This window comes from Conyzicola lurida (assembly GCF_014204935.1).
Lineage (GTDB): Bacteria > Actinomycetota > Actinomycetes > Actinomycetales > Microbacteriaceae > Conyzicola > Conyzicola lurida.
On sequence record NZ_JACHMJ010000001.1, the window covers coordinates 426,927 to 451,802 of the forward strand.

A 24,876-nucleotide genomic window follows, 5' to 3' on the forward strand; every position below is an offset into this window, starting at 1 on the left:
GCGGGAATCCTATAGGAAAGATGATTTGACCGCGGCCCAGCCGTGCGACCACAACGAGGTGTCGAATGCCCTATACGAGCGACAACTGGCCGATCGCGGCCGCGCTGCTGCAGTCCCCGGGAACCCTGGCCGACGGGACGTCGGTGCAGAATGCCGACGTGGGGGAGTGGCTCACGACGCTGGCCGATGTCGCCCGCGTGGGCTTCCGCCACCTCGACCTCACCGACAGCTGGCTGCGCATCGCCGACCTCAGCACCGAGCGGCTGATCGAGTTCGAGCTGGCCGCCACGTCGGTCGGGCTCAGCGTGCCGTCGCTCTCCGTCGTGCGCCAGAGCGTCATCGACCCCGTCGACGGCGTCGCCAACCTCGAGTACGCCCACCGCACCATCGACGCCGCCGCGTCGATCGGCGTCGAGGTGCTCTCGATCGGGCTGCATCGAGCGCTGACCGCGGAGCAGCGCGAACAGCTCTGGTTCTGGACCGCGCCCGGTGCCTCCGACCCCGTCGGCGACCCCGAGGTATGGAAGCTCGCCGTCGAGCGCATCCGCGACCTCGGCACGCACGCCGCCGAGAACAACATGGTCGTCTCGCTCGAACTCTACGAAGACACCTACCTCGGCACGGCCGACAGCGCCGTCAACCTGGTGCAGGACATCGGACTCGACAACGTCGGCATCAACCCCGACATCGGCAACCTCGTGCGGCTGCACCGGCCGATCGAGAAGTGGCAGGAGATGCTCGCCAAGACCCTGCCGTACGCCAACTACTGGCAGGTGAAGAACTACTTCCGTGACGAAGACCCCGTCACCGGTGCCGTGATCTCGATCCCCGCGCCGCTCGAACTCGGCTTCATCAACTACCGCACCGCCGTGCGCGACGCGCTGTCGCTCGGCTTCCAGGGCGTGCTCTGCTGCGAGCACTACGGCGGCGACGGCCTCGGCGTCAGCGCCACCAACATGCGCTACCTGCGCACGCTCCTCCCCGACGCCGCCGAGCAGCCGGTCGAGGCCGCCGTCACCGAGGGGGCCGCCTCATGACCCGCCTGCTCAACAAGCCCGAGACGTTCGCCGACGAGGCCATCGCCGGTTTCGTCGCCGCCAACCGCCAGTACGTGCGGGCCGTCGACGGCGGCGTCGTGCGCGCCACCCGCATCCCCGCCGGACAGGTCGCCGTCGTCGTGGGCGGCGGCTCGGGCCACTACCCGGCCTTCGCCGGACTCGTCGGTCCTGGCCTCGCCTCCGGCAGCGCGTGCGGCAACATGTTCGCCTCCCCGTCCGCCGGCCAGGTCGTGCGCGTCTCGCAAGCCGTCGACCGCGGCGCGGGCGTGCTGCTCACCTTCGGCAACTACGCCGGCGACGTGCTCAACTTCGGCCAGGCCCGCGACCGCCTCGTCGCCGACGGCATCGACGCGCGTATCGTCGCCGTCACCGACGACATCGCCAGCGGCTCGGTCGACGAGATCGCGAAGCGCCGCGGTATCGCCGGCGACCTCACCGTCTTCAAGGTCGCGGGAGCCGCGGCCGAGGCCGGCGCCGATCTCGACGAGGTGGAACGCCTCGCGAACCTCGCCAACGACCGCACCCGCAGCCTCGGCGTCGCCTTCACCGGCTGCACGCTGCCCGGCGCATCCGACGAACTGTTCACCGTGCCCGAGGGCATGATGTCGCTGGGCCTCGGCATCCATGGCGAACCCGGTATTTCCGAGATGCCCGTGCCGACCGCCGACGGCCTTGCCGACATCCTCGTCGACAGGCTGCTGGCCGAGCGTCCGAGCGGCGCGTCGGACCGCGTCATCCCGATTCTCAACGGCCTCGGCGCCGTAAAGTACGACGAACTGTTCGTGCTCTTCGGCGCCGTCGCCCAGCGGCTCGAAGCCGCCGGCCTCACGATCGTCGCCCCCGAGTGCGGCGAACTCGTCACGAGCCTCGACATGGCCGGCGTCTCGCTGACCCTGTTCTGGCCGGATGACGCACTCGAGGCATTCTGGACGGCGCCCGCCGACACCCCCGCGTTCCGCAAGGGATCGATCGAGCGCGAGCTCGACACGGATGCCGCGGCCGGCGCGGGCCGCGTCGACCTGCGCGGCGCCACCGCCGAGTCGGAGCAGCACCGGGCCGCGGCACCCGCCGGCCTCGCCCTGTTCGTCGCCGTGAAGGAGATGATCCTCGAGAGCGAGGAGGAGTTCGGTCTGATCGACGCGATCGCCGGCGACGGCGACCACGGCATCGGGATGTCGCGGGGAGTCACCGGCGCGGTCGACGCAGCCCAGCGCGTGGTCGACGAGGGTGCGGGCGTCAGCGCGTTGCTCATCGAAGCGGGCGACGGCTGGGCCGAGCACGCCGGCGGAACCTCCGGGGCTCTCTGGGGCAATGCGCTCCAGGCCGCGGGCCGCTCGCTCGGCGCCGCATCGTCGCTCGACGCGCACTCCGTGGTCGACGCGGTCGCCGCGGGACTCGCCGCCATGCAGTCCATGGGCAAGGCCGAGGTCGGCGACAAGACCATGATCGACGCGTTCACCCCGTTCGCCGACACCCTCGCATCCCGCGTCGACGCCGGCGACAGCGTCGCCGCGGCGTGGACCGCCGCGGCCGAAGCGGCGACCGCCGCCGCCGTCGCGACCGCCGACCTGCGTCCGAAACTCGGGCGCGCACGCCCCCTCGCCGAGAAGAGCCTCGGCCACCCGGATGCCGGAGCGATCTCGCTCGCCCGCATCGCCACCACCGTCGGACGCGCCGCGTTCGCGACCAGCACGAAGGACCAGTCATGACCGAACCACTGCGCATCGTCATCGGCAGCGACGACGCCGGAGTCGACTACAAGGAGATCCTGAAGAAGGATCTGCTGGCCGACCCCCGCGTCGCGTCCGTCACCGACGTCGGAGTCGACGCCGACGGCCACACCCCGTACCCGACCGTGGCCATCGCGGCCGCCGAACTGGTCGCGGCCGGCGACGCCGACCGCGCGCTGCTCTTCTGCGGCACGGGCCTCGGCGTCGCCATCTCTGCGAATAAGGTGAAGGGGATTCGCGCGGTCACCGCGCACGACAGCTTCTCGGTCGAGCGCAGCGTGCTGAGCAACGACGCGCAGGTGCTCACCATGGGCCAGCGGGTAATCGGTATCGAGCTCGCCCGCCGACTCGTGCGCGAGTGGCTCGACTACCGCTTCGACCCCGCCTCCGCCTCGGCCGCCAAGGTCGACGTGCTCACGAACTACGAAGAATCCACCGCAACGACAGAAGGAACACTCTGATGGCCTCCGCAACGACAGTCCGCCCGAAGATCGCCCTGACCCTCGGCGACCCCGCCGGCGTCGGCCCCGAACTGGCCGCCAAGCTGCTCGCACGCCCCGAGACGCTGCAGAAGGCGGAGGTCTATATCCTCGCCGACCGCAGCGAGCTCGCCGACGCCGAGGCCGCGGCCGGCGTCACCATCCCGCTCGCCGACGAGCCCACCCCCGGATTCGCCGTGCTGCTCGACGACAACTCGGCCCCCGCCGAGCCGATCGTCAAGCAGAAGGTCAGCGTCGAGGCCGGCGCGCGCGTGAAGCACCAGCTGCTGCGCGCCCTCGCCATGGCCCGTGACGGCAAGATCGGCGCGATCGTCTTCGCGCCGCTCAACAAGACGAGCCTGCACCTCGCCGGCATGCACGAGCAGGACGAGCTGCGCTGGTTCGCCACCGAGCTCGGCCACACCGGCGTCACGAGCGAGCTCAACGTGCTGCCCGGCCTGTTCACCGCCCGCGTCACCTCGCACGTGCCGCTGTCGCAGGTCGCCGAGAACATCACGCAGCCCGCCGTCGTCGCCGCCATCAACCTGCTGCACGAGACGCTGCGCGACGCCGGCAACCCCGCACCGCGCCTCGGCGTCTGTGCCCTGAACCCGCACGCGGGCGAGAACGGCAACTTCGGCCGTGAGGAGATCGACATCATCGCCCCCGGCATCGAGGAAGCCGTCGCTCTCGGCATCGACGCGAAGGGTCCCTTCCCCTCCGACACCATCTTCATCGCGGCCAAGCGCGGCGACTTCGACGGCGTCGTCACGATGTACCACGACCAGGGTCAGATCGCGATGAAACTCATCGGCTTCGACAGCGGCGTCACCATTCAAGGCGGGCTGCCGGTCGTCATCGCGACACCGGCCCACGGCACCGCGTTCGACATCGTCGGAAAGGGCGTCGCCAACCTCGGCGCCACCGCCCACGCGTTCGACCTCGCGGTCGAGATCGCCAGCCGCCGGCCGACATCCGACTAGTCACTCACTCCACTTAATAGACAAGGGCGTCTCATGAGCAGCACACCGACCCGTCGCAAGACCAATATCCGCGTCCAGGTGTTCGCGATCCTCTGGATCATCGTGGTCCTGAACTTCATCGACCGTGCGACGCTCTCCGTCGCGCTGCCGTTCATCAGCGAAGAGTTCGACCTGAGCCCCGAGATCCAGGGCGTCATCCTCGGGTCGTTCTTCTGGACCTATCTGGTGTTCCAGATCCCGGGCGGGTTCCTGCTCGACCGGTTCGGGCCGCGCAAGGTGATCGGTGTCGCCGGCACGGTGTGGGGCCTCTTCCAGGTGGCCGGCGGGTTCGTGACCGGCGGCTGGATGCTGGCGTTCACCCGTCTGGGACTCGGGGCAGCCGAGGCACCGGTCTCGCCGTCGGGCGCGAAGCTCAATTCCGCCTGGCTGCCGCCGAAGGAGCGCGCCAGGGGAGCGACGTTCGTCGACGCCGCCGGCCCGTTCGGTTCGGCCATCGGCGGTGTCTCGGTCGCGATGCTCATCGGCATCTTCGGCGACTGGCGCTGGGCGTTCATCGTCACCGGCGCGCTCACCGTTGTCGTCTCGATCCTGTACTTCCTGTACCTGCGCGACACCCCGAAGGAGCACCCGCGGGTCAACGAGGCCGAGGCCGAGTACATCGCGGGGTCGATGGCCGACGTGGCAGACGTCTCCAGCGGACCGCTGCCGCGAGCCGCCGACTACCTGCGCTCGCGCTCGTTCTGGGGAATGATGATCGGCCGTCTCGGCTGGGCCACCGTCTGGTGGGGCATCATCTCCTGGACGCCGTCGTACCTGTCGAGCTCGCTCGGCTTCGACCTCGCCGCGCTCGGCTGGGGAACGTTCTTCGTCTACGGCATGGGCGTGCTCGGCCAGATCGTCGCCGGCATCACCGCCGACAAGCTGCGACAGAAGAGCACCCGCTACAACCTGATCATGAAGGTCATCTTCGGCATCTCGGGAGTCGGCACGGCCGTCGCGATCTTCACCTTGCCCGGCGTGACCGACGGCTACGTCGCCCTCGTCCACCTCGCGCTCGCCGTCTTCTTCATCAACTTCGGCGGGCTGTACTGGGCGATCCCTGCCTGGCTCGCCCCGAAGGCCCAGGTCGGACGCATCGGCGGCGTCATGAACGTGGCCTCGAGCGGCGGCGGCGGACTCGCCCCCGTCGTGATGGGCTTCGCCATCGGCGCGAGCGGCGGAAATTTCGCCGGGTCGTTCGTCTTCCTCGGTGTCGCAGCGGTGTTCTACCTCGTCGGCTCGCTCATCATCAACTTCGAGAAGCCCCTCGCGACCCGTCGCGGCGTCGACACCGCCGCCGGCACCAAGGCGGACGCACTGGTATGACCGCGTACACCGGCAAGATCGTCGACGCGCACCACCACTTCTGGCAGCCCGCCCTAGGCAAACAGCCCTGGCTGCTGCCCGACGCGCACATCCCGTTCCGGTACGGCGACTACGAGTCGATCAAGCGGGAGTACCTGCCGCCCGACCTGCTCGCCGACGCCGCAGGCTTCGACGTGGTCGGCACCGTCACGATGGAGACGGAGTGGAACGCCGACGACCCCGTGGGCGAGATCGAGCACATCGAGGGCGTCGCGCGCGAGTACGGGCTGCCGAACGCCGCCGTCGCGCACGCCGTGCTCGCGGATCCGGGCGTGGAGAGCGTCATCGCCGCGATCGCCGAGCACGGGATCGTGCGCGGCGTGCGCAACAAGCCCGGTCAGGCGGCGAGTGCTGCCGCGGCATCCACGCACCCCAGTCTTCTGTCCGACCCGCAGTGGATCGCCGGATTCGAGACGCTCGCGACGTACGACCTCGACTTCGAACTGCAGGTGGCCTGGTGGCACCTCGACGAGGCGCTCGCGCTCGCCGAGTCGCACCCCGGGCAGACGATCATCCTCAACCACGCGGGGCTGCCCTCCGACCGGTCGCGCGAGGGACTCGACGGCTGGGCCGCGGCAATGCGGCGGTTCGCCCGGGCGCCCAACGTAGCGGTGAAGATCTCCGGCATCGGCCAGCCCGACCGCCCGTGGACCGTCGCCGACAACCGCGAGATCGTCGAGACGGTCGCGGACACCTTCTCTGTCGACCGCATCATGTTCGCCAGCAACTTCCCCGTCGACGGGCTCACCGGCAGCTACGCCGACATCTACGGCGGCTTCGTCGAGATCACGCGCGACTGGTCGGACGACGAGCAGACCGCTGCGTTCTTCGGCAACGCGGTGAAGTACTACCGACTCACCGGACTGGCGACGTGACCACGTACATCGGCGTCAGCACCAAGGCCTACCTCGGCTGGCGGCAGAGCCTCGACTGGATCGACCGCGTGCGTGACCAGCTCGTCGCGCGGCCGCTCGGCGACGACGTGCGCCTGTTCGTGATCCCGAGCTATCCCGTCATCCCCGCGGCGATCGAGCGGCTCGGGCCGCTCGGCGTGCTGGTCGGGGCGCAGAACGTCTCGACCGCGGCCGGCGCGCTGACGGGCGAGGTGAGCGCGGAGCTGCTCGGCGAGCTCGGCGTCGACCTGGTCGAGGTCGGCCACGCGGAGCGGCGGTCGCTGTTCGACGAGACCGACGAGATCGTGCGGCAGAAGACGGCCGCGATTTCGGGCGCGGGGATGACGCCGCTGCTGTGCATCGGCGAGAGCACCCTCGGCGAGCCGGACGCCGCCGCGGCCACCTGTCTCGACCAGGTGATCGCCGCGACCGGGGGAGACGCGTCCCTCGCCGCACGGCTCGTGCTCGCCTACGAACCGGTGTGGGCCATCGGAGCGGCGCAGCCCGCCCCGCCCGCATACATCGCCGCCGTCGTGGTGGCGCTGCGCCATTCGCTCGAGGGGCGTTTCGGCGCGCCATCCGTGCCCGTCGTCTATGGCGGAAGTGCCGGACCCGGGCTGCTCTCGCGCCTGCCCGAGGTCGACGGGCTGTTCCTCGGACGGTTCGCGCACGACCCCGCAAACCTCGCCCTCGTGCTCGAGGAGGCGCGGTCGCGGTAACCCGCTACTTGCAGAGGCGGCCAACCTCTGCGATACTCACATCCAATATCCCATAGGATATTCGATCTGCGACGAAGCTTCAGGCTTCGAAGCGATTACGGCTTCGGCCTGAACAATCAAAGGAGATTAGACAATGAAGTCCACCACAATCACCCTCGCGGCAGCCGGGTCCGCAGCCCTCCTCCTTCTCACCGGCTGCAGCGGTGCCGGCGGCGGAACCACGGCCGACGGCGAGTTCGCCCCGAACGGCGACGTGCGCATGATCGTCCCCTTCAGCGCCGGCGGCGGCAGCGACACCTCGGGCCGCGCGATCGCCGCGGGCCTCGAGGCCGACACCGGCGTCAACATCAGCGTCGAAAACCGCGAGGGCGGATCCGGCGCCGTCGGGTACTCGCACTTCCTCGCGCAGAACGGCAAGGACAACTATCTGCTCGCCGCCGAGACCGCGCTGCTCGCCCTGCCGCTCACGCAGGACGTGCAGTTCAGCTACGAGAGCTTCACGCCGATCATGAAGCTCGGCGACGACTTCACCCTGCTCGTCGTGCCGGCCGACTCCGACTACGACACCTGCGTCGACGTGGTCGACGACGCCAAGGACAACCGCGTGGTCGCCGCCGTGTCGGGCGCGACCAGCCTCGACGAGATCGTGTTCACCCTGGTCGAAGACGACCAGGACGTCGAGTTCGACCGCGTGCCGTTCGAGTCCGGCAGCGAAGTGCTGGCCTCGCTGCTCGGCGGCAAGGTCGACATCGCGTCGCTCAACCCGAGCGAAGTACTCGGCCAGATCGAGTCGGGCGACCTGAAGGCGCTGTGCGCGTTCGCGGACGAGCGCTACGAATTCGAGGCACTCGCCGACATCCCCACCGCCATCGAACAGGGCATCGACGTCTCGTTCGCCCAGTTCCGCGGTTTCATCGCCCCCGGCGAGATCAGCGACGACGCCAAGGAGTACTGGATCGCGGCCGGCGAAGCGTTCGCCGAGACCGAGGCCTACGACACCTACATCGCCGACAACCTGCTCCAGCCCAACGCGGTCTACGGCGACGAATTCGTCGAGTACCTCGCGGGCAACACGAGCGACCTCGAGAAAGTGTTCGCAGAATGACAGCCGTTTCCCGTGTCGCCATCGGTACCAGCGTCCTGCTCGCCCTGATCGGAATCGGGGCCGTGATCGGCGGCCTCGGCTACGGGGTCATCGAGGAGGACGGGCTCATCGGGCCCGGCTTCCTCCCGACCCTGGCCGGCGGCCTGGTGGCGGTCTTCGCCATCGGCGACGTGATCGGACGCCTGCGCGCCAAGCCCACGCTGAGCGAGGCCGAGATCATCCTCGGCGCCGACGCGGGCGAGGTGCTCGCCGAGGAGAAGGCGGCCGAGTCGGACATCGACATCTTCGGCCGCGACCAGAAGCAGCGCACGCGCATGCTGGTCGCCGTCCTGGCGATCCTCATCGTCACCCTGCTGCTCGTGCCGGTGCTCGGCTTCATCATCTCGTTCGCGCTCATGCTGCTCGCGATCGCGATCTTCGTGGAGAAGCGCAAGTGGCTTCCCGCGCTGGCCGTGACCGCGGCCGCCCTCGCGGTGACTTACCTCATCTTCGTCGTGCTGCTGCGGGTCCCGCTGCCGCAGGGCCTCATCGGAATCATCTAAGGAACAGGTCATGTTCGACAATCTCGCACTCGGTTTCGCGACCGCGTTCACGGCGGAGAACCTGCTGTGGTGCCTGGTGGGCGTCGTGCTCGGCACCGTGATCGGGCTTCTGCCCGGACTCGGCTCCACCACCGGCGTCGCCATCCTTATCCCGCTCACCCTCACGCTCGAGCCGGTCACCGCGCTCATCATGCTCGCCGGTATCTACTACGGCGCCCAGTACGGCGGCACCATCACCTCGGTGTTGATCTCGACACCGGGGGAGGCGGCGAGCGTGGTCACCACGCTCGACGGCTACCAGATGGCGCGCAACGGCAGGGCCGGCTCGGCACTCGCGATCAGCGCGATCGGATCCTTCGTCGCGGCGATCATCTCGCTCGCGCTGCTGATGACGATAGCCCCGGCACTCGCCGCCCTGGCCCTGAACTTCGGGCCGGTGGAGAACCTGTCGATCATGATCCTGGGCCTCATCATCGTGGTGAGTTTCGCGGGCGGTTCCCTCGCCCGCGGTCTCATGATGGCGGCCACCGGACTCCTCATCTCCACGGTCGGCGTCGCCACCGGCTTCAGCGACGCGCGCTTCACCTTCGGCAGCATCGACCTCCTCGGCGGCATCCCGTTCGTCGAGGTGATGATCGGACTCTTCGCCGTCGGCGAGGTGCTGCACCAGATCCGCGTCGGAGCAGCGGCCCCCATCCGCACGCGCTTCCGCGACATGGTCATCTCCCGCAAGGAACTGAAGAAGAGCGCCGCGCCGATTCTCCGGGGTAGCGCGATCGGCTTCGTGCTCGGAATCCTTCCCGGTGCCGGCTCGACCCTCGCCTCGTTTATGGCGTACGGCATCGAGAAGAAGGTCTCGCCCAACAAGGCGAACTTCGGCAAGGGAGCGATCGAGGGCGTCGCGGCCCCCGAGGCGGCGAACAACTCGGCGGCCAACGCCAACTTCGTGCCGACGCTCGCGCTCGGTATCCCCGGCGGCGGTACCACCGCGGTGCTGCTCGGCGCGTTCACGATCTACGGTCTACAGCCCGGTCCGCTGCTGTTCGAGACGCAGCCCGCGCTCATCTGGGGTCTGCTCGTGTCGTTCTTCATCGGCAACGTGATGCTGCTCGTGCTCAACCTGCCGCTCGCGCCGGTGTTCGCGCAGATGCTGCGCATCCCGTACGGCTACCTGTACCCGATCATCCTGCTGACGAGCTTCGTCGGCGCCTACGCAGTGAGCAACAACATGTTCAGCGTGCTGCTGGTGCTGATCTTCGGCATCGTGGGCTGGGTCATGAAGGAGCTCGACCTGCCGATGGCTCCGCTCGTGCTCGGCCTCGTGCTCGGCCCGCTGTTCGAGAAGTCCCTCGTGCAGACGTCGGCACTCGGCGAGGGTAACTTCGGCATCCTGTTCTCCAGCCCGATCGCGATCACCATACTGTCGTTCGCGGCCATCTTGACGTTCGCGCCGATCATCACGCGCCGGGTCGTCGCGGCCCGTCGCACGTCCGAGGCAACCAAGCCGAAGGTGGATGCCGCGAGCTGACGTCCCGGTTTCGACAGGCTCAACCCGCCATAGGCGGATTGAGTCTGTCGAAATCCATTTAGGCCTCAGTGCTTCCAGAACCCGCTGAACGTGATGCGGCTCTTCGGCAGGCCGAGGCGGTGCAGGTGGCGTCGGCCCTCGGTCGCGAGCTTCGACTCGCCGATCACGAAGCCGTAGCCATGGGGGTCGACGTCGGAATGTGCCTTCAGCGCCTCGAGCGCCTTGACCCCGGCGACGGTGCCGGTGTCCTCGCGCACGATCCAGGAGACGGTGACGCCGGCGGGGCCGACGAGAGTGCGGCGGTCGCCCAGGGTGGGGACCTCCTGGATGACGCGGCCTACGGCGTGCGCGGGCAGGGAGCGCAGGATGCCCGCGACAGCGGGAAGCCCGCTCTCGTCGGCGACGATGGTGACCTCGGACGCGTCATCCGGCTGGTCGTAGATGATGCCCTGGTCGAGCACGGCCATCTCGTCGCCGGGCTGCACGGAGCACGCCCAGATAGCGGCCGCACCCTCGAGCTCGCCGGCGGCGTTGCGGTGCACGACGAATTCGATGTCCATCTCGCGGTCGGCGGGGCGGTAGTCGGCGACCGTGTAGTTGGCGCAGTGCGGGCGCAGGTCTTCGGGGATCGCGAGCCACTGCTTGTACCACTTGGCGCCGGTCAGGTCGGGGAGGGTGAATAAGGCCTGCCCGGGCTTGCGCATGAACAGGCGGAACCAGTGGTCGTACCCCATCCACGGGAAGTCGGCGAGGGAGTCGCCACCGATCGTGACGCGCTGCAGGCTCGGAGTGACGAGTCCGCTGCGGATCACCGTGGCCCGGAAAAGCTGTGGGTTGTCGGGGGTACGGATTCTGGCCATTTGAGAAGGTTAGCCTAACCTCGCCTTGCAGTCACGAGGCAAACTGAGCAATCTGTACCCTCTACGGGGGCTGGGGTACATCGGGATTTTCGCTACACAATGGTGCGTATAGATTTTCGCGGGGTTCCACAGCATGGAGGCTCCCGAAACCCGCTAGGCGTGTGTACCCGGTCCATGGTTGCTCAGCGCTCGAACGAATGAGACACCATGAGTACTCCGTCCCTCGGCCTCGGTTCCCGGCTGCGTCGCAGCGTCGCACCCGCCGTCCTCCTCCGGTCCGTCGCCGGCGCCGTCGTCGCGATCGTCGCGATGCCGGTCGTAGCGGTCCTCGCGCTGTGGGGTCTCAGCGGCATCGCCCCGACCCTGGCGAGCACGGGCCCGGGCGCCATCGCGCTCGGCGCGAGCAGCAACGTCGTCCTCTACGGTGTCTCGGCGCTGGGACTCGTCTTCGGCGTCCTCCTGGTCGGATTCGTCAACGCCCACGCCCAGTCGGAAACCCGTCGCCCGCTGCGTCTCGCGTTCGCGCGGGCTCTCCGGGCGTACCCGCGGCTCCTGCTGGCGTTGCTGCTCGGAGGCATCGGTGTCGTCGCCGGCATCCTGCTCTGGCCGTTCATCACGGTCGCCATGGTCGTCGTCTCCGTCGTGCTGCTGGCGCGCGCCCGCCGGTTCACACCGGCCGCGCGGCGCGCCCTGCTCTGGGCGATTCCGTTCGCGCCAGTCGCCGCACTGATCGCGCTTGTCGTCGCGGCGTTCCCCACGATCCTGTCAGCGCCGCGATCGTTGCGAGAGTTGCTCGGCCTCGCCCGCACGCAGGTGAGGTCCGGGTACCGCTCCCTCATCGTCTTCGCTCTGATCGCGCTCGCCGCCGGCGTCGGACTGAGCTTCGGCGGAGCCTTCGCCGCCGCGGCCGTCGATCCCAGCAACTCGGAAGAGATCACCGGCGCGTACCTCGCATCGATCGGCGTGCTCGGCCTCGCGCTCGTGCTGCTGCAGCTGATCGTAGGCACGGCGATGGCGACAGTGATGATGGATGCCGCTCCGCCGGCACCCGCGCGCGGTGCACGCGCGAGCCTGCGTTCCATCGGAGCGCTGATGTCCCGCGGTTCCCGCCCCGCAGTCGGGCGCACCGCCATGGTCGTGGTGCTCGCGCTCGTCGCGACCCTCGCGCCGATGCCCGCGTTTGCCCAGACGCCTCCCGTGGTCACACCGGCGGTGCCGCAGCTGGACCTCACCGTCGACGGCATCGATGCCTCGCCGCTCGTGACCGCGGCGGTGACCGTGGTCGACGCCAGTCCGGCCGGTACCGTGCAGTTCGTCGACGGGGAGACGCCGCTCGGCACCCCGATGACCCTGGCCGTCGATCCCGCCGACGCATCCCGGTTCACCGCGGTGCTCGACCCCCTTCCCGTGCTCGCCGAGGGAAGCCACGAGATCAGCTTCGTCTTCACCCCGGCCGATGCGACCGTCTACTCGGCGCAGTCGGCCCCGAAGACCTACGTCGTCGGCTCGACCCCCGTCGCGGTGGCGGTCGAGCCCGCTGTCGAGGAGCCCGTCGTCGAACCCGCGCCCGCCGCAGAAGTGACCGGGCCCGAGACCGCGGCAGGCATCCCCGCTCCCGCGGTCGAGACAGCGGTCCCCGCGGAGGACGTTCCCGCGACCGAAACGCCCGCGGCAGAAGCAGACCTTCCCGCGGCAGAAGCAGACGTTCCCCCGGCAGTAACGGACGTTCCCGCGGCCGTAACCGACGCTCCCACGGCAGAGACGGAAATTCCCCCGGCAGTGACAGACGCTCCCGCGGAAGAGACGGAACTTCCCGCGGCAGAGGCGGAAGCTCCCGCGGCGGACGCCAGCGCGCCCGAGGCAGAAGAAAACGTGCCCGGGTCACCCGCAGACGTGCCCGCGGCACAATCTCCCGCGGCCGAAATCCCCGCGGCAGAAGTTGCCGTTCCCGCGGATGCCGTGCCGGTTCCGGCGGCAGAAGACGAGTCGCCCGCGACGGACAGCAGTCCCGTCGAAACACCGAGCATCACCGCGCCCTTCGCCCGTGTCGCGGCCGCCGACGACTTCACCTTCGTGACCGCGGAGATCAAGACCTTCACGCTGGGCAGCGACTTCGAGGTGAGCGTGCAGGTACGCGCGCCCTACGGCGACGACGACGCCGACGCTCCCGGACGCGTCAGCGTCTACGCCGACGGCGTGCTCTTCGCCGAGATCGACCAGACACCGACCGGCGAGTACGTCGGACTCTCCACGGCGACGCTGGCGGCCGTGCCCGCCGAGGTGCAGTTCGTCTACGAGGGCGAGCCGGGCTTCCTGCCATCGCAGCTGACGATGCCGGTCAACCCGGCGCTACCGATCTCGCAGACCTACTTCACGAACCACACGTTCTTCCCCACTGACTACGACATGACCTGGGGCGACACCAACACCGTCACCGTCACCGTCGTCTCCGACTACGACGAGCCCCGCGTGCTCGAAGTGCTGCAGCTGGTGAACGGATACGACCTGGTCCCGTTGTTCAGCGTCCCCTTCACCATCGTCGACGGTACCGCCGTCGTCACTGCGGATCTCACCAAGAAGCTCCCGGGCGGCGAGCCGACCTACACGCTGCGCGTCCCCGCGACCGACATCGCCAGCGAGGCGGGAACCGACTACTTCACGAAGAGAATCGCTGCCGTCGCCACCACCACTACCCTCGCCGCGACGGACGCCGCGGGCGCTCCCACCGCCGGTGCCGTCGGCCAGCCGATCACTCTCACCGCCGCCGTCGCATCGCCAGCCTCGGATTCGACTCCGACGGGCGGGTTCGTTCGCTTCACGATCAACGGCCTGCTCGGTGCTCCGGTCGCGGTCGACGCACAGGGAATCGCGACGACAACGTACACGCCTACCACCCGGGCGACGGTGGCCGTGACGGCCGACTACCTGCCCGACAACCGGTTCGCCGCCTACCTGGCGTCGTCGGATGCGCTCAGCCTCAACCCGGGCGGCATCGCCACCCAGGCGCCGACCGCCGTCTGGAGTGGTGCGCTGACCGTGTCCGACACGCGCCTCACCGTGACCTACCCGACCGGCGACGGAATCGCCTCGCCCACCGGCACGGTCACGATCCTCGACGCCGCGGGCACGCCGGTGCGGATCTCGATCGCGGGCGGGGCGGCACAGACCTCGTTCGCCCTCTACGGAGGAACGACCACTCTGCCGATTCCGTCTGCCGGCGGCATCCTTAACTACTCGGTGTCATACTCCGGCGACACGATCTACTCCCCGCGCACCGACCGGCTGCCCCCGGTCACCGTGCTCCCGCCGACGGTCGCCCTCACGGCGCCGGCACCCGCGTACTTCACCGAACGCACGCCGTTCACTGTCGCGGTCGGCAACGTCGACGCGGCGCTCGTGCACGACGTCACGATCTACGCCACCCTCCAGGGTGGTGCGCCCCACAGCCTCGGTACCGTGCGAATCAACTCCGCCGGCGTCGGCACCACCACGGCCGTGTTCCCCGAATCAGGCGACGTGACGGTGACCGCCGTGGTGAGGTTTACCGCGACGAGCGGCATCGCGGCCGCGACATCCGTGCCTCAGATCGTGATCGTGCCCGAGCCGGCCGCACCCACGGTGAGTCTCGAACTCGCGAGCTCGACCATCTTCGGCGTCGGTCGCCGCGACATCGGGCTGCGCGTCGCCGTCGACTTCGGCCGCGAACCCGCATCGATCACGGGCGGGGCCGTGGCGGTCATCCGCGACGAACTCGGGGTGAAGGTCGGAAGCGTGACCCTCGACTCCCGGCTCGGCGGCTGGGGAATCGTGAGCCTGAGCCGCGCCAGCACGACGAGCCTCACCGCCACCGTCGTCTACGGCGACGACGGCGAGACTGCCTCGAGCACACCGATGATCGTGAGCGTGCCGCCCCGCACGACCAGCACTACCGTCTCGAGCACGCAGTCGCCGACCACGGCCGGCAACACCGTGTCGATCGAGGTGGCGGCGGAGGTGTCCGGCACCCCGCTCGACTCGACCGCCAGCATCCCCGTCACCGTCGAACTGAACGGCGAGACGCAGACGCTCGAGCTCGCACGAACCGAGGAAGAGCGCGACTACGGCTGGCTCGGGTCCACCGCCTTCCTCGAGGGCACCGCCGAGTTCGCGATCGCCGACGCGGGGGCGTACACGCTGCACGTGACCGGCGACGGCAACGGCACCGACGTATCGCCGATCGACTACCGCCGCACGATCACCATCGACCGGCACACCAGCGCGATCGTCGTGCGGGGCACCGACGCCGTGGTCGGCGGAAAACCGTTCAGTCTCACACCGGTCGTCTCGGCGACCGACGCCGGAGGCCGCGCTCCGACGGGCACGGTCGCGGTGACCCTGTACCCGTCGTTCCAGCGTTGCGAGGTGGCGGTCGGCGCCTCGTGCGACTTCCCCGCGGGCGCCGCGGTCAGCGGCACGAACTCTTTCGCCGTCAGCTACTCGGGCGACGCCGACCACCTGCCGCGTGCGACCTCCGGCGAGTTCAGCGCCGCGGCCCGTACGACCGCGATGACCACGGGCTTCGGCACGGCAACGGACAAGTGGGTGGTGGGCGAGCGGGTCACGGCCAACTGGGTCGTCACCACCTCCGGCACCGCGGCACGGGGCTGGGTCTACGTCACCGCTGGCAACCAGCGATGCGGCGCCGCCGTCGCCGACGGCCACTGCGATTTCACGGTGCCGGAGAACTCCCTCTCCTTCGAAGACGCCGGACAGACCTATACGTTCGAGTTCGTGTCCGGCGACGACGCCCCGTCCAAGAAGGTGAGCGGCAGTGCCGTGTGGCGCGACTGCGTCTTCGTCTACGCGTATGTCCCCGTCGATGTCAGCGCCGCCGAGCCCTGCGTGGCCCGGGGACAGAAGGGAGTCTTCCCGGGCAGCACCGTGTCGTTGACGACCAACCTGATTCCCGACAACTACGTGTTCGACGGCTGGACCCTCAACAACAAGCCCGTGACCGGTACGAAAACCGTCGGCCGCACCACGTCGTTCGTGGTGAAGAGCGGCGGCATGTTCACGTACGACACGAAGTGGGCACCCGTCTGCTTCACGCTCACGGTCTCGCCGAACAACGTCGCCACCCGGTCCGAAGCCAAGGGGTCGATCACCGTCCTGAACCAGCCCAACTGCGCGAGCCCGTTCGGACCCACCGCGGAAGAACTGAAAGAGCTCGCCGCCGGCAAGCCGCGGTACGCGAAGGGAACGGTCGTCGACGTTCGGGCGGACCCGCAGACCTACAACCCGGCGGGAAACCAGCCGTTCTTGCAGTACACGGTCGTCTCGTTCGACGGCGTCGTGCCCGAGCCGGCCTACCGGGACTTCGGGCGGGTCACGATGAACGGCGACCGTGCGATCTCGGCAGTATTCGCCGTGCCCGACTGCTCCCCGTTCACCCTGCTCCAGACCCGCGGAGGCACGGCCTCGGTCGTGTCGTCTGCGCGCCCGGCATCGAGCGGAGCGCTGAAGCCGGCGACCGGCGCGTGCACGACGCCCGACGGCCGGGCAGGATACGTGCCCGGCACCAAGGTCGTCGTGGAGTCCGTCCCCGATTCCGGCGCGGTGTTCGACAAGCTGGTCACCGCCGGGGCCTTCCCTGCGGTGCGCGACACCTTCCCGAGGGTCACCACAACCCCGCAGAAGACGGGCGAGCCTGTCCGCACATCCGTCGAGATCGGGCTCCGAGCCGCGACGGTCGCCTGGTCGACATTCTCGTACCGGGACTGCGTGACCGTTGTCGTCCGCGATACCAGTCCCGCCCAGAGTTCGAGCGGTGCACGTCTCGCCGCCCTCGATCCCGCGCAGATGTGCGCCGCGCCGAAGACCAGCGCGGTCACCACGGAGAGTACGTGGCAATCCACCTACCGGACGTGGACCACGACCTATTCGGTGCTTTCGAACGCCACGGTTCGGGCCGTGGCAGACTACCCCGCCGCGAGCGGTATCAAGCTCTCCTACCTGAGCTGGTCGGTCAGAGTCGGCGCGACAACCCTGAAGTCCGCCGATCGCATGAACTTCATGGACGCGTATCAGGGCGGCATACACCCGGCGCTCAACTACGTCGGCCAGGACGGTGAGAAGGAAGGCCCGTATATCGACCTGGCCCTCCTCGGCCCGTCCGAACGGGTCGTGTACGTCGATGGCGTCATCGGGGCATACAACTGCACGAAGCCGTACGTCGAGAACCCCTTCGGCGTCGCATACGGCCAGCGCGCGTTGTACAGCACGATGCAGAAGTGCAAGGAGGACGGATTCGTGCTGCCGAGCGATCAGGTCGAACTGCGCGCCGCGAAGCCCACGAGCGGCTCCCTGACCCCGGTGTGGTCGTTGTCTGGCGGTTCGTCGAACGACGGCCGGTACTACTACCCGGGGAGCACGATCCAGGTCGCGGGCAACTCCCGCGTGGCCCTCGAGTACTGCGCCAACCTGCCGCTCACCGTGCGTCAGCGGGACGACTCGGGCACGTTCTCGGTGCTGAACGCGAGCCAAGCAGCCGCGCTCATCATGGACACCGGCGGGTGCGCCCCGATGCGCACGCGGCCGGGCGGCACGGTGCAGACCGGGCTCACGGTCGCGGCGGCCTACCAGTACAGCCTCGTCAACCCGGCAGCCGGCATGCCGAAGTTCGTGGTCGACGGAGCCGGAAATTCTGCCGCTGCCACCCTCGACATCGCCGTGAACTGCGTCACGGTGAACACCGGCGACCGTACCCGTGCCGAGACCCCTGCCAACTGCCCGGGCGGCGGCAGTAACCGCTATCTCAAGGGCACGGTCATCCAGTTCAACGGCGACGTGCGCGACGACGAAGGACTCGAGGGCTGGACGGGTGTCGACGAGCAGAACGGCGTCACCGCGTGGGTCATGGCGGAGACCGACCGCTGGGTCGAGGTGGACATCGACTACCCGAGCTTCTGGGAGAAGGTCGGCAACGCGTTCAGCAATCTCGCGGGCCGCATCGTCTCGGTGGCGGTCACCATCGCCACCGGCATCGTGCTCGCCAAAGCCATGCTGGTCAAGATGGCGAGTTCGGCGCTGAAGGGGATCGGCGCGATCGTGATGATCGCCGGCGGCGGCGACGGCATGCTCAACGCGATGACGAAGTTCGACAACGGCGTCTCGGCGATGATCAACTCCGCGCAGTTGCTCAGCACGTGCCTCAACACGTCGGCGCGGGGCCCGGGCAACCTGACCGACCTGCCGAGCGGCGCACTGGGCTCGGTGGGTGTCGTCGCCGTGAACGGCGGCATCTCGGCTACCAACGCCGGGCTCGCGAAGTACGGGGAACTCGCGTCGAAGACCCAGGGCATGAGCTCGGCGTTGGGCGATGCCGCGACGGTGCTGTCCTACGGCCGTACCCTCGTCGACGGATTCGGCAGCAATGTCAACATGTATTCGAGGGACGCGACCGAAGTGTGGACGACCATGGGCAACGACCTGGGCGGCTGCATGTCGTCGGGGCTCGAGTCGAACTTCAAGCTCGCGACCAGTTGAGCGCGCGGCGGCGGTTAGGCTCGCGGGAATGAACCCCGTACTGACCGCCGTCGCCGTGCTCGCCCTCGGCGCGATCGCGGTCGCGGCAGCTGCCGCTTCACGAGGCGTCACGCCGCAGCTAATCGCGGAGCATCCGACTAAAATCGTGCCGGGCGGCCCCCGGCCCCCACCGACTGGACGGAGAACGCTCATGACCGAGCAGAACGCACCCAAAATGAAGGTCGAATCCTTCAACCTCGACCACCGCGCTGTCGCGGCCCCCTACATTCGTCTCGCCGACCGCAAAGAGCTGAAGAGCGGGGGAGTCATCACCAAGTACGACATCCGCTTCACGCAGCCGAACGTCGCGCACCTCGAGTCCGACGCCGTCCACTCCATCGAGCACCTGTTCGCCGAGAACTCGCGCTCGCACTCCGACCGTATCGTCGACTTCTCGCCGATGGGATGCCGCACCGGCTTCTACCTGATCCTCGACGGTGAGTCCGAGGTCGACGACGTCATGGACCTCGTCGAGGCCACGCTGAACGACATCCTCGCGGCCACCGAGGTGCCCGCCGCCAACGAGGTGCAGTGCGGATGGGGCGCCCACCACACCCTCGAGGGTGCGAAGTCCGCGATCGAGCCGTTCCTGGCCGCGCGTTCCGAGTGGTCACGAGTAATGGCGTGACGTCGTCGCGCGCCATCGTCGTCACGGCGATGGCTGACGAGCTCGGCCCGCTGCTCGAGCGCGCCACGGAGGTCGGCGAAGAGACCGGCATCGCCGGCGGCTTCCGTCGCGACGCCGTGCTCGGCGGCGTGCCCGTCGTGTTCGTGCAGAGCGGTGTCGGCATGGTCAACGGTGCGATCACGGTCGCGGCCGTGGTCTCCGCCGAGCAGGCCGCCGGTCACACCATCGACCTCGTGGTCAGCGCCGGGACGGCCGGCGGCATCGGCCACGGCATCGTCGTCGGCGACGTGGTCGTCGCGAGCGAGTGCATCTCCGGTGACGCCGACGCCCGAGCCTTCGGGTACGTGCTCGGCCAGGTGCCGCGCATGCCCGCCACATATCCGAGCGACCCGCGCGTCCTCGAGATCGCGGTGACCCTGCCGAACGTCATCCCGGGTCTCATTCTCTCGAGCGACACCTTCGTCACGCCCACGCGTGCCGAGGTGATGCGCCTCAACTTCCCGGGCGCGAGCGGTGTGGACATGGAGTCGGCCGCCATCGCGCAGACCAGCTTCCGCTACGGGCTGCCGTTCGTCTCGGTGCGCGGCATCTCCGACGGGGCCGACGAGTCCGCGGCATCCAGCTTCAAAGAGAACGTGGTGATCGCCGCCGACCGCTCGGCCGACGTCGTGGTGTCGATTCTGGAGCGCCTGCTTAGATAGCGCCTGCTTAGATAGCGCCTGCTTAGATAGACGGATGCGCTCCTCGTTCACCTCTCGTTCACTTTCCGTTCTCACGATCGCTACGGTGGGCGCGCTGCTCGCCGGGTGCGCGACCAACGAGGCCGGGCAGATCGAGAGCGACCTCGTCGGAACGATCAACGGTGCGGGGTCGTCGGCCCAGTCGGCGGCGCAGGACGTGTGGATCTCCGACTTCCAGCAGAACAACTCGCGCGTCACGGTGAACTACGAGCCGTCGGGCTCGGGCGCCGGCCGGGAGCAGTTCATCGCCGGCGGCGTCGCCTTTGCCGGGTCGGATGCCGCTCTGAGCGATGACGAGCTGGCCTCCGGGGAGTTCGCGCGCTGCGTCGACGGAACCCAGGGGATCAACGTCCCCGTGTACGTGTCGCCCCTCGTGCTCATCTTCAACGTGGAGGGCGTCGAGACCTTGCGCCTCGACGCGGCCGCCATCGCCGGCATCTTCTCCAACACGATCACGCGCTGGAACGACCCCGCGCTCGTCGCGCTCAACGAGGGCGTCTCGCTGCCCGACGCCGCCATCACGGCGGTGCACCGCTCGGACGACTCCGGCACCACGAAGAACTTCACCGACTACCTCTACGCCAACGAGCCCGAGGTCTGGGGCAACGAGGCCGCCGACGGCTTCCCGTTCGACGGCGAAGCGGCACAGGGCAACGCGGGCATCGTCAACGCGGTCGCCGACGGCGTCAACGCGATCGGCTACGTCGACGCCTCGCGTGCGGGCGACCTCGCGGTCGCGCAACTCAAGGTGGGCGACGAGTTCGTGACCTACTCGGCGGATGCCGCGGCGGCCATCCTCGACGAATCACCGCTCGTCACGCGTTCCAACCCCAACGACATCGTGGTCGCCGTCGACCGCACGAGCACGGCATCGGGCGTGTACCCACTGGTTCTCGTGAGCTATCTCATCGCCTGCCAGCAGTATGACGACGCGGACGAGGCCGAGCTCGTGCGATCGTACGCCGAGTGGGTCGTCAGCCCCGAGGGGCAGGCGCTCGCCGCCGAGGAAGCCGGATCGGCTCCGCTCTCGGACGAGTTCTCGGCCACGGTGATCGCGGCGGTGGAGTCGATCTCCTGATCTCGTGGATGGGCCCGCCTCCCTGCGGAGGCGGGCCCATCGGTTCACAGGATGCGCGAGATGTTCGCGCGAAGGAGTTCGTACTCCCTCTGGCGTTCGGCCCGGGCCTGGAGGGCCGCGAGACGGACGGCGTGCTGTTCGTGGGACTCGGCCCTGACCGGCCGGCGTCCCCACTTGATCAGCGCCACGCCGATGTGCAGCGCGGTTCGGTCGAGCAGCCCCACGCGGCGCACTGGGTGCGACTCGGGGGAGCGGACAGTGTGGGGCGGGTGTTCGGGGCGGACGGGTTGCGTCGCCAGTTGCGTATGCATGGTGGTATTTCCTTGAAATCGGGTCGCTGAAAACCAGCGCGGGCCGCGCTCAGCGTCGAGACGCGGGCGGCGAGGGGGAACGGCGCAGGACGCGCCGCGAACGGGGTGTGACCTCGGGGCAGAGTCTCTGCCGGGTCGGGCTTCGTCAGCGTCACCACCGTCTGAACGGTGGCGGAATGGCTACCCGATCAGGAGGTGAAGACGCCGACGAAGCCGGCGATGTTGCGGAATGCTGCTGGTGCAGTTCGTCGGTCAAACATTGGTCGGCTCCTTTCGTCGATTGGCGTGGGTTCACCGTAGCGGTGCGGGCAATCTGAGCGCAACCCTGAATTCTCAGCGGGGTACGTGTATGGTGTTGGTACTGGGCATCGAGAAATCTGCCCCCGCCGCCTATCTGACACAGGGCCGCACTTCAGATTTCAATCAGAACCGCTATAGACGGCAATCCGCCGTGAAGCGTGTGACACCCTTCGCCGATACATCGGCTTAATCCTCGAGGCCGCAACGTTCATTCGAATGTTGCCCGGCTCTCTTGAGCGCGACATCTGCTAGCCGGATTCGCCGCTAACACTATGACTCTGCGAATCAGAGCACCAAACGAAAGCAAGACAGCATCATGAACACCACCATTACCCGTAAGAACGTCGAATTCATCGTCGGCGGCTACTCGATCCTCGCGACCGACCCCATGTTCTACTCGCGTTCGCGCGAGCTCTCCGCCATCCGCGACAACGCCGCGATCCATGGCATCTACGACATCAGCGAGGCCGACTTCGACTTCGCGATCGCCGAGCGTTTCGGCGCCGGTTCCGCCTACGAATTCCCGACCGCGTAACTAGTCCGTCTGGGCGCGCTTCTCGTTGAGCTGCGCTTCCAGACGCTTGATGCGGTCCTGTTTCTCGTGGAACTCGATCTCGCGCTCCAACGCCGCCAGCTCCTCCTCGGTCGAGCGCGGACGGAAGCCGTACTCGGGCCCGGCCTGAGGCTGCTCGTACCGGCGCGGATCGCCGAACGTGCCACGGTCGACCGGCTTGTCGTAGCCGTGGCCCACCGCGAACCACGCGATGCTGCCGATCACGGGCAGCAGCACCACCAGGATGATCCACACCATCTTGGGCAGGTGCTTCACGCGCGACTCGTCCATGACGACGATGTCGATGATCGCACCGAGCACGAGCGCGAAGAACAGCGCCGACAGCAGTATGTACATGAGGATGAGTCTAAACATCGGCGGGTTGCCGACGCTAGAGCGGGTTGCCGAGCCTCTGAGCCGTTCGACAGGATGGCGCGGCCGGCGCCGCTCGATTCGTCCTGTCGATCGGCTCATCGGCGCGATCGGTCCTGTCGGACGCGCGGGTCGATAGACCAGAAGCGGGCTGTCGGCCGCCTTCGCCCCGGGTGTACCCTCGTGCCATGAACCGGCAGGAGCTCGAGAACCTCGCGCACCTCCGGCGCGCGCGCGACCTCATCGACCGCGACTACGCGCGTCCGCTCGACGTGCCCGAGATGGCTCGGCGGGCGCTGATGTCGCCGGCCCACTTCTCCCGGCAGTTCCGCGCCGCCTACGGCGAGACGCCCTACAACTACCTGATGACCCGCCGGATCGAGCGCGCCATGGCCCTTCTGCGCGCGGGGGAGACCGTGACTTCGGCCTGCATGGCCGTCGGGTCGACGTCGCTCGGCTCGTTCAGCTCCCGGTTCACCGAGATCGTCGGCATGACCCCGAGCGCCTACCGTGCGAGCACCCACCACGCGGTCGCCCTGATGCCCGCGTGTCTCGCCAAGGTGCAGACCCGGCCGAGCCGGATCCGCGAACCGCGGGCGACGGTCGGCGCGGTCGACTAGCGAATAAGTTTCTCGACCGGCGGACCCCGCGCCTCCCAAGACTGGATAGTCTGGGGCTGATGTTCTACTGGTTCATGAAAAACCTCGTTGCGGGGCCGTTGTTACGCACGCTGTTCCGTCCCCGCCTCGAGGGGGTCGAGAACATCCCTCGTGACGGTGCCGTGATCCTCGCGAGCAACCACCTGTCGTTCATCGACTCGGTCATCCTCCCGCTCGTGATCAAGCGGCGCATCTACTTCCTCGCCGCGAGCACCTACTTCACCGGCAAGGGCCTCGGCTCGTGGGCGGTGAAACACTTCCTGCGCGCCACCGGCATGATCCCGATCGACCGTTCCGGCGGCAAAGCCTCCGAGGCCTCGCTGCAGGCGGGCATGAGCGTGCTCAGCAAAGGCAATGTGCTGGGCATCTACCCCGAGGGCTCGCGCAGTCGCGACGGCAAGATGCACCGCGGTCGCACCGGTGTCGCCCGCATGGTGCTCGAATCCGGCGCCACTGTGATCCCCGTCGCCATGATCGACACCGACAAGGTCATGCCGAGCGACGGCAAGGGTGTGAAGATCCAGCGCATCGGCATCTCGTTCGGCGAGCCCCTCGACTTCAGCGAATTCGCGGACCAGACCACCGATCACACCACCTTGCGCATCATCACGGACAGGATCATGGATGCCATCCGTGCGCTGAGCGGACAGGCGTACGTCGACGAATACGGCGTGCAGAGCAAAAAGAAGAGTTAGAGCGCTTCGTAGCGCAGGTAGACCACCCCGTTCGGAAACCGCCGTTCGTCGAGCAGCCGCAGCGACGCGAGCGAGCCGGACGGCAGGAACGGCGTGCCGCCTCCGACGATCACCGGGCTGAGATACAGCGCGTACTCGTCGACCAGTCGGGCGGCGATCGCCTGGGCCGCGATGTCCGGGCCTCCGATTGAGATGTCGGATGTCGCGACGGACTTGAGTCTGCGCACGGCGTCCGCGTCGAACGCGCGCTCGATGCGGGTGCGGGGTGTCAGCGGCTCGGCGAGGGTGGTCGAGTACACGACCTTGTCGGCGGCACGCCAGATCTCGGCGTAGTCGCGGACCACCGCGGGCTCGTCGGCGATGTCGAGCGTCTGCCAGACGTGCATCACGTCGTACATGCGTCGGCCGTAGAGGTAGGTGCCGACCGACCGTTCGAGCGCGTTGACGTGCGCGTGCACCTCCTGGGTCGGGGCACTCCAGTCGAATTCCCCGTTTTCGTCGGCGATGTAGCCGTCGAGGGACATGATTCCCGAATAGATGAGCCGCGCCATGGCGACCAGTGTGCGCTGCCGGGGCGGAGCGGGGCAAGGGGCCGCGGCATCCCGCACCGGCGTGTTGTTTGCCGCACGTTTACCGACGGTTTTCTCTGATACCCAACACTTTCGTGGCACCCGTT

At 68.4% G+C, this 24,876-nt stretch carries 21 protein-coding genes; 17 read left to right on the plus strand and 4 right to left on the minus strand.

Annotated elements, in window-relative coordinates; translation table 11 throughout:
* Window positions 1-65 precede the first annotated feature (65 nt).
* The 10 genes from HD599_RS02160 (at window position 66) to HD599_RS02205 (ending at window position 10,441) form a co-directional block, all read left to right on the plus strand.
* Window positions 66-1,037 carry a sugar phosphate isomerase/epimerase family protein gene (locus HD599_RS02160; RefSeq protein ID WP_184233224.1) on the plus strand — a complete coding sequence of 324 codons (972 nt, stop codon included), beginning with the start codon at window positions 66-68 and terminating at the stop codon, window positions 1,035-1,037.
* The gene (locus tag HD599_RS02165) at window positions 1,034-2,767 is read left to right on the plus strand and encodes a dihydroxyacetone kinase family protein (RefSeq protein ID WP_184233226.1); all 1,734 of its coding nucleotides are present in this window, start codon (window positions 1,034-1,036) and stop codon (window positions 2,765-2,767) included. Before HD599_RS02160 ends, HD599_RS02165 begins: the two co-directional genes overlap by 4 nt.
* Complete coding sequence (locus HD599_RS02170) at window positions 2,764-3,249, plus strand: ribose-5-phosphate isomerase (RefSeq protein ID WP_184233228.1); 486 nt, start codon at window positions 2,764-2,766, stop codon at window positions 3,247-3,249. The genes HD599_RS02165 and HD599_RS02170 overlap by 4 nt, the downstream gene beginning before the upstream one ends.
* Complete coding sequence (locus tag HD599_RS02175) at window positions 3,249-4,250, plus strand: 4-hydroxythreonine-4-phosphate dehydrogenase PdxA (protein WP_184233230.1); 1,002 nt, start codon at window positions 3,249-3,251, stop codon at window positions 4,248-4,250. Before HD599_RS02170 ends, HD599_RS02175 begins: the two co-directional genes overlap by 1 nt.
* 33 nt (window positions 4,251-4,283) lie before the next feature.
* On the plus strand, window positions 4,284-5,615 hold the full coding sequence (locus tag HD599_RS02180; RefSeq protein ID WP_184233232.1) for an MFS transporter: 1,332 nt from the start codon (window positions 4,284-4,286) through the stop codon (window positions 5,613-5,615).
* Entirely contained in the window at window positions 5,612-6,529 is a 918-nt protein-coding gene (locus tag HD599_RS02185) for an amidohydrolase family protein (RefSeq protein ID WP_184233234.1), read from the plus strand. The genes HD599_RS02180 and HD599_RS02185 overlap by 4 nt, the downstream gene beginning before the upstream one ends.
* Complete coding sequence (locus HD599_RS02190; RefSeq protein ID WP_184233235.1) at window positions 6,526-7,266, plus strand: triose-phosphate isomerase; 741 nt, start codon at window positions 6,526-6,528, stop codon at window positions 7,264-7,266. Before HD599_RS02185 ends, HD599_RS02190 begins: the two co-directional genes overlap by 4 nt.
* Before the next feature lie 133 nt (window positions 7,267-7,399).
* Window positions 7,400-8,371: a tripartite tricarboxylate transporter substrate binding protein gene (locus HD599_RS02195; protein WP_184233237.1), complete on the plus strand. Its 972-nt coding sequence runs from the start codon at window positions 7,400-7,402 to the stop codon at window positions 8,369-8,371.
* Entirely contained in the window at window positions 8,368-8,913 is a 546-nt protein-coding gene (locus tag HD599_RS02200) for a tripartite tricarboxylate transporter TctB family protein (protein WP_184233239.1), read from the plus strand. Before HD599_RS02195 ends, HD599_RS02200 begins: the two co-directional genes overlap by 4 nt.
* A gap of 10 nt (window positions 8,914-8,923) precedes the next feature.
* Window positions 8,924-10,441 carry a tripartite tricarboxylate transporter permease gene (locus HD599_RS02205; protein ID WP_184233241.1) on the plus strand — a complete coding sequence of 506 codons (1,518 nt, stop codon included), beginning with the start codon at window positions 8,924-8,926 and terminating at the stop codon, window positions 10,439-10,441.
* Window positions 10,442-10,506: 65 nt separating this feature from the next.
* Here the strand turns inward: HD599_RS02205 and HD599_RS02210 are convergent, their stop codons facing one another.
* The gene (locus HD599_RS02210) at window positions 10,507-11,301 is read right to left on the minus strand and encodes a siderophore-interacting protein (RefSeq protein ID WP_184233243.1); all 795 of its coding nucleotides are present in this window, start codon (window positions 11,299-11,301) and stop codon (window positions 10,507-10,509) included.
* 207 nt (window positions 11,302-11,508) lie between these two features.
* Here HD599_RS02210 and HD599_RS02215 point away from each other — a divergent pair, with 207 nt between their 5' ends.
* From HD599_RS02215 to pstS, 4 genes are all read left to right on the plus strand, one after another.
* Window positions 11,509-18,825, plus strand: coding sequence for an Ig-like domain-containing protein (locus tag HD599_RS02215; RefSeq protein ID WP_184233245.1), 7,317 nt, complete (start codon window positions 11,509-11,511; stop codon window positions 18,823-18,825).
* Between the two features lie 28 nt (window positions 18,826-18,853).
* Window positions 18,854-19,492, plus strand: a complete 639-nt coding sequence (locus HD599_RS02220; RefSeq protein WP_343061832.1) for an S-ribosylhomocysteine lyase — start codon at window positions 18,854-18,856, stop codon at window positions 19,490-19,492.
* Window positions 19,489-20,193, plus strand: a complete 705-nt coding sequence (gene mtnN / locus HD599_RS02225; protein WP_184233247.1) for a 5'-methylthioadenosine/S-adenosylhomocysteine nucleosidase — start codon at window positions 19,489-19,491, stop codon at window positions 20,191-20,193. The genes HD599_RS02220 and mtnN overlap by 4 nt, the downstream gene beginning before the upstream one ends.
* A gap of 85 nt (window positions 20,194-20,278) precedes the next feature.
* On the plus strand, window positions 20,279-21,310 hold the full coding sequence (gene pstS / locus HD599_RS02230; protein ID WP_343061833.1) for a phosphate ABC transporter substrate-binding protein PstS: 1,032 nt from the start codon (window positions 20,279-20,281) through the stop codon (window positions 21,308-21,310).
* Window positions 21,311-21,354: 44 nt separating this feature from the next.
* On the opposite strand, the gene HD599_RS02235 is transcribed toward pstS, so the two are convergent.
* Entirely contained in the window at window positions 21,355-21,621 is a 267-nt protein-coding gene (locus tag HD599_RS02235) for a hypothetical protein (RefSeq protein WP_184233251.1), read from the minus strand.
* 616 nt (window positions 21,622-22,237) lie between these two features.
* Here HD599_RS02235 and HD599_RS02240 point away from each other — a divergent pair.
* On the plus strand, window positions 22,238-22,456 hold the full coding sequence (locus HD599_RS02240; protein WP_184233253.1) for a hypothetical protein: 219 nt from the start codon (window positions 22,238-22,240) through the stop codon (window positions 22,454-22,456).
* Here HD599_RS02240 and HD599_RS02245 read toward each other — a convergent pair whose 3' ends face one another.
* Window positions 22,457-22,831 carry a PLD nuclease N-terminal domain-containing protein gene (locus HD599_RS02245; protein ID WP_184233255.1) on the minus strand — a complete coding sequence of 125 codons (375 nt, stop codon included), beginning with the start codon at window positions 22,829-22,831 and terminating at the stop codon, window positions 22,457-22,459.
* A gap of 203 nt (window positions 22,832-23,034) precedes the next feature.
* On the opposite strand from HD599_RS02245, the gene HD599_RS02250 reads away from it, so the two are divergent.
* Complete coding sequence (locus HD599_RS02250; RefSeq protein ID WP_184233257.1) at window positions 23,035-23,466, plus strand: helix-turn-helix transcriptional regulator; 432 nt, start codon at window positions 23,035-23,037, stop codon at window positions 23,464-23,466.
* Window positions 23,467-23,525: 59 nt separating this feature from the next.
* The gene (locus HD599_RS02255) at window positions 23,526-24,200 is read left to right on the plus strand and encodes a lysophospholipid acyltransferase family protein (RefSeq protein ID WP_184233258.1); all 675 of its coding nucleotides are present in this window, start codon (window positions 23,526-23,528) and stop codon (window positions 24,198-24,200) included.
* Here the strand turns inward: HD599_RS02255 and HD599_RS02260 are convergent.
* Window positions 24,197-24,751, minus strand: a complete 555-nt coding sequence (locus HD599_RS02260) for a dihydrofolate reductase family protein (protein ID WP_184233260.1) — start codon at window positions 24,749-24,751, stop codon at window positions 24,197-24,199. The two genes, HD599_RS02255 and HD599_RS02260, sit on opposite strands and share 4 nt — an antisense overlap.
* Between the last annotated feature and the right edge of the window lie 125 nt (window positions 24,752-24,876).